Raw genomic sequence first — 16,057 nt, forward strand, 5'->3', positions numbered from 1 at the left:
TGTTGGCCTATGTCCCCAGTATCGCTTCCCCAATCGCTGAACAAGGATTTACCTCTCACTGCTCTTGCACCCATGCAAGACGTGACCAACCTCAAGTTTATGAAAGTGGTTGCTGATTACGGCGGCCCTGACTACTTCTTTACCGAATATTTTCGCGTCAATGAAACATCACGGCTAAATCCTGACATTCTGGCAGCAATCACCGAAAACGACACGGGTCGCCCCGTTTTTGCTCAAATGATTGGTGAAAGCATTCCCGACTTGGTAAGAACAGCACAAGAACTCTGCACTTATAATATCGCAGGCATTGACTTAAATATGGGTTGTCCAGCACCGAGAATCTATCGTAAAAAAGCTGGGGGTGGATTGCTAAAAGAGCCAGAAAAAGTCGAACGGATTTTGGCAGAATTACGGCAAGCAGTCAATGATCGCCCTTTAACCGTCAAGATGCGTTTAGGCTTTGAAAATACCGATACCTTTTACACCATACTAGACATCATCAATCGCCACAGTATTGATTTGCTCTCTTTGCATGGTCGCACAGTTCTAGATCGCTATCACGGGCCAGTGAATTATGATTTGATTGCCCAAGCGGTTAAACGAGTCAATTGTCCAGTGCTTGCTAACGGAAATATCTACTCGGCTCCTAAAGCATTATCGGTGCTTTCTCAAACAGGGGCGGCTGGTGTGATGATAGGACGTTGGGCCATTGGCAATCCTTGGATTTTTCATCAAATTCGGCAAGCATTGCGATTTGAGCCGATCATGCCTGTTCCTTTAGTAGAAGTACGCAGCTACATTGATCGCTTATGGCAAACTCCAGAAGCACCCAATATCCCAGAACGAGCGCGTCTAGGTTACCTCAAACTATTCCTCAACTACATAGCTTTAAGTGTTGATGCCCAAGGGCATTTCCTACGCTTGATGCGACAGGCCCAGACTGAGGTTGAATTTTTTCAGATCTGTGATCGCTTTCTTTTGGCTGATACTACGCAGACTTTAGCCTTAACACCTTACTCTGGTATTTAGTTATAGCCGAATGGTTGAGGGTTGAGAAGATTATTTCTTCTCCACAAGTTTAGTTTTAACAGATACAATGGCTCACAAGATCCGTTTGCTCAGGTTGCATTCAACTCTTGCTGCATTGTCCGGGTGGTTATGACTTTAAGGTACGAAGCAGACTGTGTTGTTCAACCTCACCCCCAAGCACTGCGACTAAAAGTGGATTTTTGCTTCTCAAGTGAATAATGGCGCAGTGAGAACAACACAGCCATGAGATAATGCTCTTTTGAAGAAAACTATGACTGCCATTTATATTCAAGACGAAACCGAGTTAGATACCCTACTTGCAACCGAAGCATTATTTGTAGTAGATTGCACGGCTGCTTGGTGTGGCCCATGCAAACTCATTGCTCCGTTGATAGATAAACTGGCATTGGAGTACAGCGATCGCGTCAAAGTCTTTAAGCTAGACCTCGATGCCAACCAAGCTGTCGCTAAACGATTTGGCATTCGTAGCATTCCTGCTGTCATGTTCTTTCAGCAAGGCACGTTGGCACAAACAATGGTCGGTGTTAAATCTTACGAAGAATTTAGCAGCGCCCTCGAACAGTATTTGGGATAATTATATTTAAGCGTTTGCGCGAATAAAAAAATGCTTAGAATCTTCTTTTTCAAAGTTATTTAAACTTGTTTTGGAGAAATCATTGATGACTATTTCCATGTATCAAGCTTCAATCCCTGTTTTTATTCACACACTCAATAATCTCATAGCTATTCTCGAAAAAGGTGCTTCATATGCAGAAACCAAAAAGATAGATCCTTTTGTATTGCTCAATAGCCATTTACACCCAGAAGAAAGCAATAGTAGACAATTTTGGTCATTATCATAACAACAAATCACAAACTGTATAATTAGCCATGTGGCTCATAATCATCGGAAGAGATCACAATGATTGCCCTGCCTGGAGTTGCCATTCAACGCAAAATCTATGAGAGTTCGGCATCTCTGGTGTATCGGGGACTCGGAGTGCAAGATAATCGATCGCTCATCGTCAAGATGCTTAAGCAAGATTATCCCTCTCCTCAAGAACTGACCCGCTACAAACAAGAATACGAAATTACCCGATCTCTGAACATAGCAGGAGTAATCAAGGCTTACAGCCAGCAGGACTATCAACGCACCCTCGTTATTCTTCTAGAAGACTTTGGCGGAGAGTCCCTAGAGCAATGGATGCAAAAATTTCCAGATTTCTGCCCCATACCTTTATCCACTTTTTTAAGTCTAGCAATCAACCTTACTGATATTCTAGGCAGAATCCATGCAGCCAATGTCATTCATAAGGATATCAATCCTGGAAACATTGTTCTCAATCTGGATACAGGCGTTGTTAAAATTATTGACTTTGGAATTGCCACCCAATTTAACCGCACGAATCCGACTTTCAAAAGTCACTATGTTTTAGAAGGCACACTCGCCTACTTGTCTCCAGAGCAAACAGGACGCATGAACCGTTTGCTTGACTATCGCACAGATTTTTACTCGCTGGGTGTCACATTCTACGAATTGCTTACTGGACACCTGCCCTTTACCACAAAGGACACACTTGAGCTAGTTCATTGTCATATTGCCAAACAGCCACCTCCACCTCATGAGTTGAATGCAACAATCCCCAAAGCGGTTTCAGATATCATTATGAAACTGATGGAGAAAAATGCAGAAGATCGCTATCAAAGTGCTTGGGGAATCAAGGCAGATTTAGAATGCTGTGCTAATAAATTAAAAGAAATCGGTCAAATTGATAGCATTCAATTGGGTTTGCAAGACGTTTGGGATCAGTTTCAAATTCCTCAAAAATTGTATGGAAGAGACAAGGAAGTTGCAATGTTACTAGAAGCTTTTGACCGCGTTGCTTCTTCAAACAACCATACACAAAAAACTTCACAACACGAACAAAAAGACAACTCAACCTTCAAAGTTGAAATGATGTTAGTATCTGGCTATGCTGGAATTGGGAAATCAGCATTAGTGCAGGAAATCTATAAACCAATCACCCAAAAGCGCGGTTATTTCATCTGGGGTAAATTCGATCAATTTCAACGCAGTATTCCCTACAGTGCGATCGCCGATGCTCTGCAAAAATTGGTGCAGCAACTACTGGGCGAACCAGAGGAGCGGTTACAACAGTGGCGATCGCAACTTCTAAAAGCTTTAGGAAGCAATGGCCAAATCATCATTGACGTGATTCCGGAAGTTGAGTTAATTATTGGCAAGCAGCCGCCCGTACCGGAAGTTGGTGCAACGGAAGCTCAGAACCGCTTTAATCGCATCTTTCAAATGTTTGTGCGGGTATTTTGTTCAAAGGAACACCCGCTTGTCATCTTTTTAGATGATTTGCAGTGGATAGACTCAGCAACGCTGAAGTTAATTGAGTTGATGCTGCTTGATGAGCAAACCCAATTTCTATTTTTAATTGGAGCCTATCGAAATAATGAAGTAAATCTAACGCATCCGCTAGTATTAACTTTGGAAAGACTGCGAAAACAAGGAGCAGGGCTTCAGGAGATAATCCTGGCACCATTAACGCTGGAGCCGTTAAGTCAGTTAATTGCCGAGACGCTGCATCGGGATGTAGACACCGTTAGTTCTTTAGCCCAGTTGGTGTTGCGTAAAACCGAGGGCAATCCTTTGTTTGTCAATGAATTTTTGAGGACACTGTATAGCGAAAATCTGTTGACCTTTGATGTTGAAAATTTAAGCTGGCAGTGGAATATTGCTCAAATTCAAGCTCAAAATATCACTGATAATGTTGTGGAGTTGATGCTTCACAAGTTGAAGAAACTGCCAGATGTCACACAGCAAATTCTTCGGTTAGCTGCTTGCATTGGTGCTGAATTTAATTTAGATACTCTATCGATTGTTTGTGATAAAGCACCTGAAACGGTTTTTCAAGATTTACTAGCAGTAATACAAGTTGGATTAATTCAACCCCTATCTGAATTAGATGAAAACTTGTTAGTTCAGGAATATAAGTTTTTGCACGATCGCGTACAACAAGCTGCCTACGAATTGATTGATGAGGCGTATAAACAAATTGTTCATTTACAAATTGGGCGCAATCTGCTAGAAAAAAGATTACCACAGCGACTATCAGATAGGCTATTTGAAATTGTCGATCATTTGAATCACGGGATTGAGCTTGTCAGCAATCAACCAGAAAGAAATGAAATTGCCAAATTGAATTTGATGGCAGGTCAGAAAGCAAAAGCTGCGATCGCTTATAGTATGGCGAAAAAATATTTAGCCACAGCAAGAGTTTGGCTAGCAGCTTCTAGCTGGCAAACCAACTATGACTTGACCTTAGATTTATATTTAGAAACAACAGAAGTTGAGTACTTGTGTGGCGATTTTGAGCAGGTAGAATCCTGGGTGGCGATCGTTGTGCAAGAAGCCAAAAATATTCTTGACATCGTTAAAGCTTATGAAGTCAAAATTCAAACTGACATGGCACAAAGTCAGCCATTAAAAGCGATCGATACTGCATTGCAAGTTTTACAGCAATTTGGCATCAGTTTTCCCAAACAGCCAAGTCAGTCAGATATTCAGATAGAGCTAGACACAATTACATCACTTGTTGGCAATCAGCCGATTGCAGACTTGAGCCATTTACCTGAAATGACTGAGCCGGAAAAGTTGGCGGCGATGCGAATTCTATCAAGCATCATGATTGCTGCTCAAATAGCTGCTCCTGAATTGATGCCGCTATTAGCAGCGAAACAGGTCAACTTGTCAATCCAGTATGGCAATGCGTTTACCTCTGGTTTTGCCTATGCCAACTTTGGGTTAATTCTTTGTGGGATGGTCGGGAATATCGAGTCTGGCTACCAATTTGGACAACTTGCTTTGAGGCTGTTGTCACAGTCTCATACTCATTCACTCACAGCTAAGACATTTTTCATTGTATATGTCTTCATTATCCACTGGAAAGAACATATTAAAGAAACATCCCAGCAATTACCAGAAGGTTATCAAAGTGGTCTAGAAACTGGAGATTTAGAGTTTGCCGCCTATTGCGCTCACACTTATAATCTACAATCCTTTATTGCTGGTAAGGAACTCGTGGAACTTGAACACGAATTGAGAACTTATGGTGAAGCAATTCATCAAATTAAACAAGAAACTCCACTTGCTTGGAATGAAATATTTCACCAGTCCGTCTTAAATTTCATGGGACGTTCTGTCAGTCTCACTCGTCTAATTGGTGAAGCTTACAATGAGGAGACTAGACTGCCACAGCATGAAACAGATGGAGCCGTAATTTTTCTCGTACATTTCAATAAACTTTTCCTCTGCTATCTATTTTCTGATTATTCTCAGGCACTTGAAAACGGGAGGAAAGCCAAAAGACATTTACTCAAAGCAAGAGGGACAGCCCTTTATCCTTTGTATTACTTTTATGACTCTCTGGCAAAGCTCGCAACATACCCCGAAAGCAGCGATCAAACGCAGGCGGAAATTATCAAAAACGTTAGTGCTAACCAAGAGAAAATAAAACACTGGGCAAGTTATGCGCCAATGAATCATTTGCATAAATATCATTTGGTACAAGCAGAGACGGCAAGAATTGTAGGTCAGTTTTTTGAGGCAGAAGAATTTTACGAACAAGCTATCCAAGGAGCCAGAGAAAATGGATATATCCAAGAAGAAGCGTTAGCTTATGAATTGGCTGCAAAACATTATTTGGCGCGAGGTCGGGAAAAGTTTGCCCAAACCTACATGAAAGAAGCTCACTACTGCTATGAGCGTTGGGGAGCGATCGCAAAGGTCAAAGATTTAGAAACTCGCTATCCGCAGCTATTTCCTCAGTCATCAAGTATGACTTACACGTCAATTACTAAAGGTTCTAAAACTACTTCTAACAGTTCATTCATTCCGTTTGATTTAGCAGCAGTACTAAAAGCATCACAGGCGATTTCGAGTGAAATCGAACTAGACAAATTACTCAACTCCTTGATGAAAATCCTAATTGAAAATGCTGGCGCACAAACCGGATTTATAATTTTGGAAAACTCAGGAGAATGGGTAATTGAAGCTGCTTGTGAACTCAATGATAGTGATGGATTGAATGTTTATAATACACAAGTGTTGCAATTTATCCCGTCTGCAAATCATCTACCTGAATCAATTATTAATTATGTGATTCGTACTCATGAATGTGTCATTTTAAATGATGCTACTCGTGAAGGTAATTTTATTAATGAGCCATATATTCAACACAATCAAACTCAATCAATCTTATGTTTACCTATGCTCAATCAAGGTAAGCTAGTGGGCGTGTTGTATCTAGAAAATAAATTAGCGGCTGGGGCATTTACATCAGAGCGATTTTCCGAAGGAGACGCTACGCGAACGCAAGTTTTGAATTTTTTATCGACACAGGCAGCGATCGCAATTGAAAATGCCAAACTTTACTCAAAGCTACGGGCAAGCGAAAGTCAGATGGCTCAATTTCTAGAAGCGGTTCCGGTGGGAGTAGGAGTTGTAGATACGCTAGGTCGCCCTTGCTACGCCAATCAACAGGCAATTCAGCTATTGGGCAAAGGGATTGTGCCTTCCGCAACACCGGATCAACTTGCAGAAGTTTATCAACTTTATCTGGCGGGAACAGATCAACCATATCCAATTGAGAACCTGCCAGTGATGCGTGCATTGAGCGGTGAACGCAGTAGAATTGACGATTTAGAAATTCGCCAAAACAACGTCACCATTCCAGTTGAAGGGTGGGGAACTCCCATTTTTGATGAACAGGGAAATGTGATTTATGCGATCTCAGCTTTTCAAGACATCACAGAGCGCAAACAAACAGAACGACTGCTAGCCGATTACAACCGCACCTTAGAGCAACAGGTAGCAGAGCGAACGGCGGCTTTACAAGAAAGCGAAGCCACACTGCGCGAGCGAGAACAGGAATTACGACTGATCACCGACGCTCTACCCGTATGTATCTTTTATACAGATTCCAATCAGCGCTATCGGTTTGTCAACCAGACCTGTGAGGTATGGTTTGAGCGTAGTCGAGATGAAATTCTCGGCAAGAGTAACTGTGAAATCTTGGGTGAAGCGGCTTATCAAGTTGTTGAGCCGTATATCAAGCAAGCACTGGAAGGGCAGACCATAACCTATGAGGCAGAACTTTCCTATCCGTCTGGCAAAAAACATATCAGTGCTACTTATATTCCCGATTGCGATCGCAATGCTCAAGTGAAAGGATACTATGGACTGATCACAGATATTAGCGAACAGCGAAACGCTGCATTGCGCGAACGTAAACGTGCTGAAGAAGCGTTAATTTTAGATGAACGCAACCGCATGGCACGGGAAATTCATGATACGCTGGCTCAAGCGTTCACCAGCATCATCGTTCATTTAGATGCCGCCTCCCAACGCCTCAAGCTCGATCCAGATGCCGCCCAGTCACACTTAAAAACCGGGCGGATCTTGGCGCGTTCTGGGCTTGCGGATGCGCGTCGCTCGGTAGAAGCACTCCGCCCGCAGATCCTAGAAGAAGGAGATTTGTATAGCGCACTCAATCGTCTCGCTGCTCAGATGTTTTCCCATACCTCAGTGCAGGTAGTCTGCGAAGTTATTGGTGAACCCTATGCTTTACCGAACGAGGTGGAAATGAATTTGCTTCGCATCGGCCAAGAAGCGTTAACCAATGCGTTTAAGTATGCGAATGCAAGCGAAATTCGCGTTGAGTTGCGCTATGAGCGATGCCTGCGGCGGACTACGCCAACGCAGTTCATCTTGGAAATCAAAGACAATGGGCAAGGCTTTGAAAGCAGCAATTTGTCGGTCAGTCGAGGCTTTGGGTTACTCGGAATGACCGAACGTGCTGAACGGATTAGAGCAGGATTGACGATTCATAGCAACCTTGGACGAGGGACAGAAATTGTAGTGAGAGTCCAAACGCCATGACGCAGCCGCACCGCTCACCCACTCTACCTGACTCCTCTGTGATCCGCGTCTTGATCAGCGACGATCATCCATTTATGCGAGAAGGTCTAGCAGCCGTACTCGAATATAAACCGGATATGACCGTAGTTGGACAAGCCTGCAACGGGTACGAAGCCGTAGAATTGTTCCGCCAACATCAACCCGATGTCACATTGATGGATTTGCGGATGCCGGAGATGGACGGCGTTGAAGCGATCGCTACCATTTGTGCTGAGTTTGCCGATGCCAGAATTATTGTCCTCACAACCTACGACGGCGACGAAGACATCTATCGGGGATTGCGAGCAGGCGCAAAAGGCTATGTCTTAAAAGATGCAGAACCAGAGGAACTACTGACAGCGATTCGGGTAGTTCATAACAGCCAACAGTACATCCCCCCTGCCGTGGGCGCAAAACTAGCAGAGCGGTTGCGGAGTCCAGAATTGAGCGATCGCGAGTTGGAGGTGCTGCGCCTGATGGCAACGGGCAAGAGCAACTTAGAGATTAGTACTGCCTTAGCGATCGCTGAGGGAACTGTCAAATTTCATGTTAAAAATATTTTGAGTAAATTGGGAGTGAGCGATCGCACTCAAGCCATGATTGTTGCTCTCAAGCGCGGTATCATCACACTTTGAATATGCTCAAAACAATTCACCTGCGGGTGTAGCCGTTCGTTAGCAAAGAACAACCTGGCGTTAAAAATATCGTTTTGCTCACACACTTATTGCCAAAATTTTGGAATTACTCGCCCGGTTCGAGTTGCGTATTCTTGATACTGCTCTCCAAAAGTATCTATCATCATCTGTTCTTCTTGAGGTACTCGTACCAGATACATTGATAAAAATGCTAGCAGATAGGACAATCCACACAACCAATTTTGTAATAGCAGCACTTGAGCCATTCCCCAAAGCCAAAATGCTGCATAATGATAATATTTATGAATATTAAAAAATTATTAAATAGTGTACTTGTCTAACTAATTTATCCACCTATTACCTGCTCTTAAGGATAGGTTATTCCTAGCCCTGAGAGTATGTTAATCCCTATCCCTATTGCTAGTGAAAAAACTTCTCGCAGGGGATGTGACAAAGGGGGAGCAATTTACATATTCTCAAAATTAAGAAACGATATTCAATTTCTTACTGTTCTTTCTAGCATTTTCATCGCCAAGATGCTATCCACAGACCGCATAAAAAACGATGAGTCAGACAAGCGATGGTGACAGGCTGCTCATACCAGTTTCAGAACACGACCATACCCAAGGAGGAATGAATGCGTCAGTCATATTGGTGGAATACGGTGACTATCAATGTCTTTCCTGTGGTGAGGTTAACAGGATGATTCAAGAGATTCAACAACAGATCCAATTGTGCCTTGTATTCCGTCATTTCCCCCGCACACACCTTCATCCCCAAGCACAAAAGGCAGCACAAGCAGCAGAAGCCGCCGCCGCACAAAACAAGTTTTGGCAGATGCACAATCTTTTATTTGCGAATCAATCCGCACTTGACAATGGACATCTTCTAGAGTATGCAAATCAAATACAGCTTGACATCGATCAATTCCTTCAGGACATGACAGACCATGTTCATGCTGAACGGGTTACTCAAGACATCCAAAGTGGTAGACAAAGTGGTGTCAGTAGTACGCCAGCTTTATTTGTCAACGAAATTCGCTACAGGGATGCCTGGGATATAGAGAGACTACTCACAGCGATTCTCTAAAAGAGAGGCTACGCCAACGCCCAAGCTAGAAATTCTCACTTAAAGTGAGCAGTCCGTTGCGGGGGTTCCCACGCCACTTGCTCCACTTGGGGAAACCCCAAGACCGCAGTGGCTCCCCGTTGAAGGAACTGCGAACCCGGAGGGTGAAACGGCATAACAGCTAACCAGGCTGACTTAATGAGGAAAAGATGCCAATGAACGCTCTAGAAATTGTCAAGCAGGCTTACATTTACCTAAACGAAAAAGATATTCTTCATTATTTTTCTCTGATGTCTCCTAATGTCGAGTTCTATCAAACAGAAGAACTTCCTTGGGGCGGTCACTATCATGGCTTTGATGAGAGCAAGATTTTTTTCTCCAAGTTTTCGCCACTGATTGATTCGACCGTCGAAATATCTCACTACATTCAAGCTGGCGAGCAAATAGTTGCGATTGGCAAGACGGGTGGCGTAGCAAAGCTAACTGGGAAAGAGTTTAGTTGTAACCTGGTTCACATTTGGACAGTCAAGGAGGAAAAAATTGTTCGATTAGAAGTTTACATCGATACTGATGTGATGAAAGCCGCACTAACATCAGCCTAACCAGTCGTTTTAATTCGTCTTAAAAATGTTTCACTTGAAGCGGGAGGTTCACAGATGAGGATTTTTGTTGCAGGGGCAACGGGAGCGATCGGTCGTCCGCTCATCGCGCAATTGCTGGCGCAAGGACATGATGTAGTTGCGTTGACCCGTTCTTTAGAAAACGCGCAAACTTTAACCGAACAAGGTGTAGAACCAGCGATCGCAGATGTATTCGATGCAGATGCTGTCAAAGCGGCTATCATTGGCGCTCATCCGGAAGTAGTGATTGAACAACTCACCGCTTTACCCAAAACCTACACCGCCGAATCTATGAGTGCAGCCGCACCATTCAACCAGCGTATTCGTCTAGAAGGGGGTGCTAATGTGCTAGCAGCAGCCCAAGCAGCAGGTGTGCGCCGTTATCTCAGACAGTCGATCGCATTCTGGGCAGTTCCTGGTACTGGATTGGCAGATGAAGAAACACCGCTATCCTTGGATGCTTCACCCGCAGTTGCAGCAGATGCTCGCACAGTAACTGAGATTGAGCGTCGTCTGCTCGAAACGCCTAATCTAGAGGGGATTGTCCTGCGTTATGGCTTCTTCTACGGGCCTGGCACTTGGTTTGCTGCCGATGGCGACGTTGCAAACCAAGTACGACAGCAACAATTCCCGATTGTTGGGAATGGGGAAGGTGTGTGGTCGTGGGTTCATGTTGAGGATGTGGCGATCGCTACAGTGGCGGCCGCAGAACAAGGCAATCCTGGCATTTACCTAATTACCAACGATCGCCCCTTAGAAGTGCGCGAGTGGCTCTGTGCCTATGCCCAATGGCTGAATGCGCCACCACCGCCGCAGGTATCAGTTGAAGAGGCGTTGCGAATCGGTGGTGCAGATGCCGTCTACTATGGTACGCAAATGCGCGGCGCATCAAATGCTAAGGCAAAACGCGAACTAAATTTTCAGCCTCGACCGTTGGAATGGATGGTTGACAGCGCCGTAGCTCATGCCGGTTAACAATTTGAGGGAGAAGCAAGATGAAAATTGCTCAATATGGAACAGCAATCGTGGTCATCCACGCGATCGCTAATGGACTACATGGTTTAGCGCATATAGAAATCCCAGTTGCCCTCTGTGTGCTTCAGAGTTCGTTTGTGGGAATTGTGATTTTTCTCGTTCCCATCATTGCAGCCGTTTTACTTTGGACACAGTTCTACCGCATTGGTAGCTGGCTCTTGCTGGGTTCAATAGCAGGATCGCTCCTGTTTGGAATCTACAATCATTTCCTCGTGGTTAGTCCCGATCACGTTTCTCAAGTTTCCTTAGCAGGCTGGGGTCTGTTTTTCCAAGTTACAGCCATCCTGATATTAATTGTGGATGGATTCGGTTGTTGGATTGGTATCTGGGCATTGAAAGCGATTCAGCAACCAGAGAAAGTTATCAGCTAATTATCCAATTTCTTATCACACGGTATCGAACATGAACCACACACTTAAGAATAAACGCGCGCTCATTACCGGAGGCAGTCGCGGCATCGGAGCCGCCATCGTCAGACGTTTAGCCAGTGAAGGCGTTGATGTCGCCTTTACCTATAGTAGCTCGCCCGATCGCGCTAACGAAATTGTACAAGCAGCCCAGGCGCTAGGTGTCCAAGCTCTTGCCATCCAAGCCGACAGTGCCGAAGCCAGTCAGGTGATTGCCGCTGTTGAGCAAACAGTGGAAAAATTGGGCGGCATTGATATCCTCGTCAATAATGCGGGCGTGCTAGCGATCGCCCCAATCGATGATTTCACCCTCGCAGACTTCGATCGCACCATTGCTGTTAACGTGCGCGCCGTGTTTGTGGCAACGCAAGCCGCAGTCAAGCACATGAAAGAGGGCGGACGCATCATCAACATCGGCAGCGCCAACGCCGAACGGATGCCCTTTGCTGGCGGTAGCGTTTATGCCATGAGTAAATCTGCGCTGCAAGGGCTTGTGCAAGGACTAGCGCGTGACCTCGGCCCACGCGGAATTACGATTAATAATGTGCAGCCTGGGCCGATCGCTACAGAGATGAATCCCCCAGAAGGTGAGTTTGCAGAAATGCTTAAAAAGCTGATGGCGCTACCTCGCTACGGTTCCGTCGAGGAAATTGCAGGGATGGTCGCTTATCTAGCTGGGCCGGAAGCTGGTTACATCACTGGTGCAAACTTAATGATTGATGGAGGGTTCAGCGCATAACTGCCCAAGTTAATGCCTAAGTACAGCCCACCATATTTTGGAATAAGTAGCGTACCTCCTGCCATTTTTTAGTTCTGTCGAACTCACGTTAATCACAGGGCATACGAACGCACCTACCATCATGATCGGCGAAAAAGCAGCTGATTTAATTAAAGCCGCAGGTAGCGTTTCTTTGCGATTACAGGAAGCTTCAAGGGGCGATAATAATCACTAAAGCAAGGTTTGGGAGGTACAGACCCCTTGAAGGCGACTTGCATAAAATTGGACTGCAACCTTCTGTTGAGCGCTAATCACTTCCTCAGTAATTGGTTTCATGTCATATTTTCTTCTCGTCAGCGTCAACTCCATAGTATCCACATCAGTAAACAATCTAGCTGCGTAAGTCCTGTCAGATACGGCAAACCTATTATTTATAAGGCTTTTGTGAATTGGTATGATGGGGTGATGGGGAGCAATTTTTTGTGCCAATTCCCAATGCCCAATTCCCAAACTAAAAAGTATCTTGAGAAATATAGCCAGTTCGCAACCATTCATCCATTTCTGGGGGAGGTTGGACGCGGTGGAGTTGCGATCGCAATTCTTCTCCTTCTAAAACTTCTTTCTCCAATAGAGATTCTGCTGTTTCTACTAACAGTTCCCGATTATTTTCGAGAATTGTGAGGGCAATATGATGTGCGCCATCGACAATTTCTTTAACCTCTTTGTCGATTTGTTCGGCAATTGTGGGACTAACTACACGTCGAGGATTGGTTAACCCTTCCAAAAACTGTTGTTGAATCTTCTCAAAGGCAATAGGGCCAAGTTTATTACTCATACCATAAAGCGTCACAAATCTATCTGCCAGTTCTGTGGCTGTTTGAATATCATCACTGGCACCAGTGGAAGTCCTACCAAAAATTAACTCTTCTGCCGATCGCCCTCCCAAAAGTGTAACGATGCGACCGCGAATTTCATCTTCTGTCATCAAAAAGCGGTCTTCTTCTGGTAGTTGTAATGTGTAGCCCAAAGCACCTATACCACGAGGCACAACGGAGATTTTTTCCACGTTTCCAGCACCAGGCATCAGTGTCCCAATCAATGCATGTCCAACTTCGTGATAGGCGACTGTCTTTTTCTCAGTTTCATTTAGCACCCGTGACTTCTTCTCTAGTCCTGTTAAGACTCGCTCAATAGCTTCGTTAAAATCAGTCATTGTTACAGCTTCACGGTTGCTTCTAGCTGCCAAAAGTGCTGCCTCGTTCACTAGGTTGGCTAAATCTGCGCCCGCAAACCCAGGAGTTCGGGCTGCCAACTTCGATAAATCTACATTAGATGCTAGTATCACATTTTTAGCGTGGATTTTCAGAATCGCTTCCCGACCAATTTTATCTGGGCGGTCTACCACAACTTGACGGTCAAACCGACCAGGACGCAACAAGGCTCGGTCTAAAACTTCAGGACGGTTGGTAGCAGCCAGGAGAATTACACCAGTGTTGGCATTAAAACCATCCATCTCAGAGAGTAACTGGTTGAGTGTCTGTTCTCGCTCATCATTGCCACTCATGATTGGGCCGCCGCCAGCTCGTGATTTTCCCAAAGCATCCAATTCATCAATGAAAACGATGCAAGGCGCTTGCTGCTTGGCTTGCTCAAACAAATCGCGTACCCTAGCTGCACCAAGACCGACAAATAACTCAATAAACTCCGAACCAGAAATACTAAAGAAAGGAACTCCCGCTTCGCCTGCGATCGCTTTTGCCAATAATGTCTTTCCTGTTCCCGGAGGCCCCACCAGCAACACGCCTTTAGGAATTTTTGCTCCTAAGCGAGTATACTTGCTAGCATTTTTCAAAAAATCCACAATCTCTTGTAATTCTACTTTGGCTTCATCTACTCCGGCCACATCGTCAAATTTAACGTGCATAGTTCCTTGTGAGTAAATGCGAGCATTGCTCTTACCAATTTTCAACGCTGCGGGGCCACCTATCTGACTGCGACTGAGCAAAAAGCCCCAAACAGCAAAGAAAATCAGCGGTGGCAAAATCCAGCTGAGTAAAGTGGCAAACCAACCCATATTACTGGGAGCTGGCGCAGAAAATTCTACTTGATGCTGTCGCAGAAGCTTTGGTAAATCTGAATCACCAGTCACTGGTATGGTAACAAACGTGCGTAGACGCTTTGCGTCTTGTCGTAAGACATCGCGTTGATTGTCTGGTTTGGCTGTTTGTTCTGGTTTTATTTCATACTCAATACGTTCAGAACTGATGACAGCCCGGCTAACCTTACCAGCTTCTACCTGAGAAACAAATTCACTATAGGGTACTCTGGGATAAAGAGGTTCTCCGAAGAGAAACAAATTCAAAAATATTAGTAATGCGAACCAGAGTATTAAACTAGCCCCAAGCTGTCTAGATTCAGTTGGTTTCACGTCGCGATCGCCATCAGTGTCAACTGGCATAATTGCTCCTATTAATTATTCAGTTAACAGTCAGTAGTCAGTGGTCAGTGGTCAGTGGTCAGTGGTCAGTGGTCAGTGGTCAGTGGTCAGTGGTCAGTGGTCAGTGGTCAGTGGTCAGTGGTCAGTGGTCATGAGAAAATTACTTACTTACTGATCACAGTTGATCGCTTTGCCAATAAATCGCGTACTTCTTGGTCGCTGGTTTGCGAGAAGTCTTCATACCAAAGACCGATCGCATACATTGGTTCGGGTGTTGTCAAACAAATCACTTCGTCTACTTCGGCTCGTAATTGTTCGCAAGTTGTGGCGGGTGCGACTGGAACTGCTACAACAATTCGCTGGGTTTGCTGCGATTGTAATACGGCAATGGCAGCACGCATGGTTGAACTAGTGGCAATACCATCATCTATTAAAATCACGGTGCGATTTTTGACTTCAGCATGGGGGCGATCGCCACCATAGGCGCGATCGCGACGCTGTAATTCCCGCAATTCTTTAGCAGCCACTTCCTCAATGGTACGGTGGTCGATGCCCAAGGAATCCACAACTTCAGAATTTAACACCCTAGCGCCAAAAGAGGCGATTGCACCCATTGCCAGTTCTTCATGAGCGGGAACGCCAAGTTTTCTCACCAAACAAATGTCTAATGGTACATTCAGTGCCTTTGCTACTTCAAAGGCTACTGGCACACCACCACGGGGTAAACCTAACACCAATACATCTGTACGGTTGGCGTAGGCTGTTAGATGCTTTGCTAACATTTGACCAGCTTCAGTGCGATTGCGGAATTTAATAGTCATAATTAACACCTGTTGAGGATGAAGGCAAAGTGAATCCAAATACTTTGCGGTTAACTATGTTCATCCGTTCTGTAAAACCTACCCAAAGCTATACACTGTTTCCTATTCCCTATTCCCTACCCCGTTGGGCGAAGCCGTTCCCGTTCGCGCAGCGTCTTTGTTAGGAGAAGAGTAGGGGTTTGTTGATAGCTCTAGGTCGTTATGATTACTTTTGAGAGGTTAATCTCCTTAAAACAATGACATAGCAGTATCTCTATGTCTAACTTAAAATATAATTTTGAGTAACTTGTGAGTCTTGGTGGCAATGTCCTGTTAATTGC

The 16,057-nt window shown here is 44.7% G+C and carries 13 protein-coding genes; 10 read left to right on the forward strand and 3 right to left on the reverse strand.

What is annotated here, in order from left to right:
• The first annotated feature begins 9 nt into the window (after positions 1-9).
• The 5 genes from I8748_RS17400 to I8748_RS17420 all read left to right on the forward strand — a co-directional run bounded on the left by I8748_RS17400 (position 10) and on the right by I8748_RS17420 (position 8,631).
• Complete coding sequence (locus tag I8748_RS17400) at positions 10-1,029, forward strand: tRNA-dihydrouridine synthase family protein (protein WP_198125828.1); 1,020 nt, start codon at positions 10-12, stop codon at positions 1,027-1,029.
• A gap of 271 nt (positions 1,030-1,300) precedes the next feature.
• Positions 1,301-1,624, forward strand: coding sequence for a thioredoxin (gene trxA / locus I8748_RS17405; RefSeq protein WP_198125829.1), 324 nt, complete (start codon positions 1,301-1,303; stop codon positions 1,622-1,624).
• A gap of 85 nt (positions 1,625-1,709) precedes the next feature.
• Complete coding sequence (locus I8748_RS17410; protein ID WP_198125830.1) at positions 1,710-1,892, forward strand: DUF1993 family protein; 183 nt, start codon at positions 1,710-1,712, stop codon at positions 1,890-1,892.
• A gap of 59 nt (positions 1,893-1,951) precedes the next feature.
• On the forward strand, positions 1,952-7,978 hold the full coding sequence (locus I8748_RS17415; protein WP_198125831.1) for an AAA family ATPase: 6,027 nt from the start codon (positions 1,952-1,954) through the stop codon (positions 7,976-7,978).
• A complete protein-coding gene (locus I8748_RS17420) occupies positions 7,975-8,631 on the forward strand; it encodes a response regulator (protein ID WP_198125832.1) in 657 nt (218 codons plus the stop codon). The genes I8748_RS17415 and I8748_RS17420 overlap by 4 nt, the downstream gene beginning before the upstream one ends.
• An 86-nt stretch (positions 8,632-8,717) precedes the next feature.
• Here the strand turns inward: I8748_RS17420 and I8748_RS17425 are convergent, their stop codons facing one another.
• Positions 8,718-8,888: a hypothetical protein gene (locus I8748_RS17425; protein ID WP_318781235.1), complete on the reverse strand. Its 171-nt coding sequence runs from the start codon at positions 8,886-8,888 to the stop codon at positions 8,718-8,720.
• 307 nt (positions 8,889-9,195) lie between these two features.
• Between I8748_RS17425 and I8748_RS17430 the strand changes: the two genes are divergently transcribed.
• From I8748_RS17430 to I8748_RS17450, 5 genes are all read left to right on the forward strand, one after another.
• Positions 9,196-9,720, forward strand: a complete 525-nt coding sequence (locus I8748_RS17430; protein WP_198125834.1) for a DsbA family protein — start codon at positions 9,196-9,198, stop codon at positions 9,718-9,720.
• A 194-nt stretch (positions 9,721-9,914) separates the two neighbouring features.
• Complete coding sequence (locus I8748_RS17435; RefSeq protein WP_198125835.1) at positions 9,915-10,301, forward strand: nuclear transport factor 2 family protein; 387 nt, start codon at positions 9,915-9,917, stop codon at positions 10,299-10,301.
• Positions 10,302-10,355: 54 nt separating this feature from the next.
• Positions 10,356-11,294: an NAD-dependent epimerase/dehydratase family protein gene (locus tag I8748_RS17440; protein WP_198125836.1), complete on the forward strand. Its 939-nt coding sequence runs from the start codon at positions 10,356-10,358 to the stop codon at positions 11,292-11,294.
• Between the two features lie 20 nt (positions 11,295-11,314).
• Positions 11,315-11,725 (forward strand): hypothetical protein, encoded by a 411-nt coding sequence (locus I8748_RS17445; protein WP_198125837.1) that lies wholly within the window; start codon positions 11,315-11,317, stop codon positions 11,723-11,725.
• A gap of 31 nt (positions 11,726-11,756) precedes the next feature.
• Positions 11,757-12,500, forward strand: coding sequence for a 3-oxoacyl-ACP reductase family protein (locus I8748_RS17450; RefSeq protein ID WP_198125838.1), 744 nt, complete (start codon positions 11,757-11,759; stop codon positions 12,498-12,500).
• 490 nt (positions 12,501-12,990) lie between these two features.
• Here I8748_RS17450 and ftsH read toward each other — a convergent pair whose 3' ends face one another.
• Entirely contained in the window at positions 12,991-14,937 is a 1,947-nt protein-coding gene (ftsH, locus tag I8748_RS17455) for an ATP-dependent zinc metalloprotease FtsH (protein WP_198125839.1), read from the reverse strand.
• A 143-nt stretch (positions 14,938-15,080) separates the two neighbouring features.
• A complete protein-coding gene (locus I8748_RS17460; RefSeq protein ID WP_198125840.1) occupies positions 15,081-15,737 on the reverse strand; it encodes a phosphoribosyltransferase in 657 nt (218 codons plus the stop codon).
• Positions 15,738-16,057: the final 320 nt, after the last annotated feature.

Source organism: Amazonocrinis nigriterrae CENA67 (genome assembly GCF_016056305.1).
Taxonomy (GTDB): domain Bacteria; phylum Cyanobacteriota; class Cyanobacteriia; order Cyanobacteriales; family Nostocaceae; genus Amazonocrinis; species Amazonocrinis nigriterrae.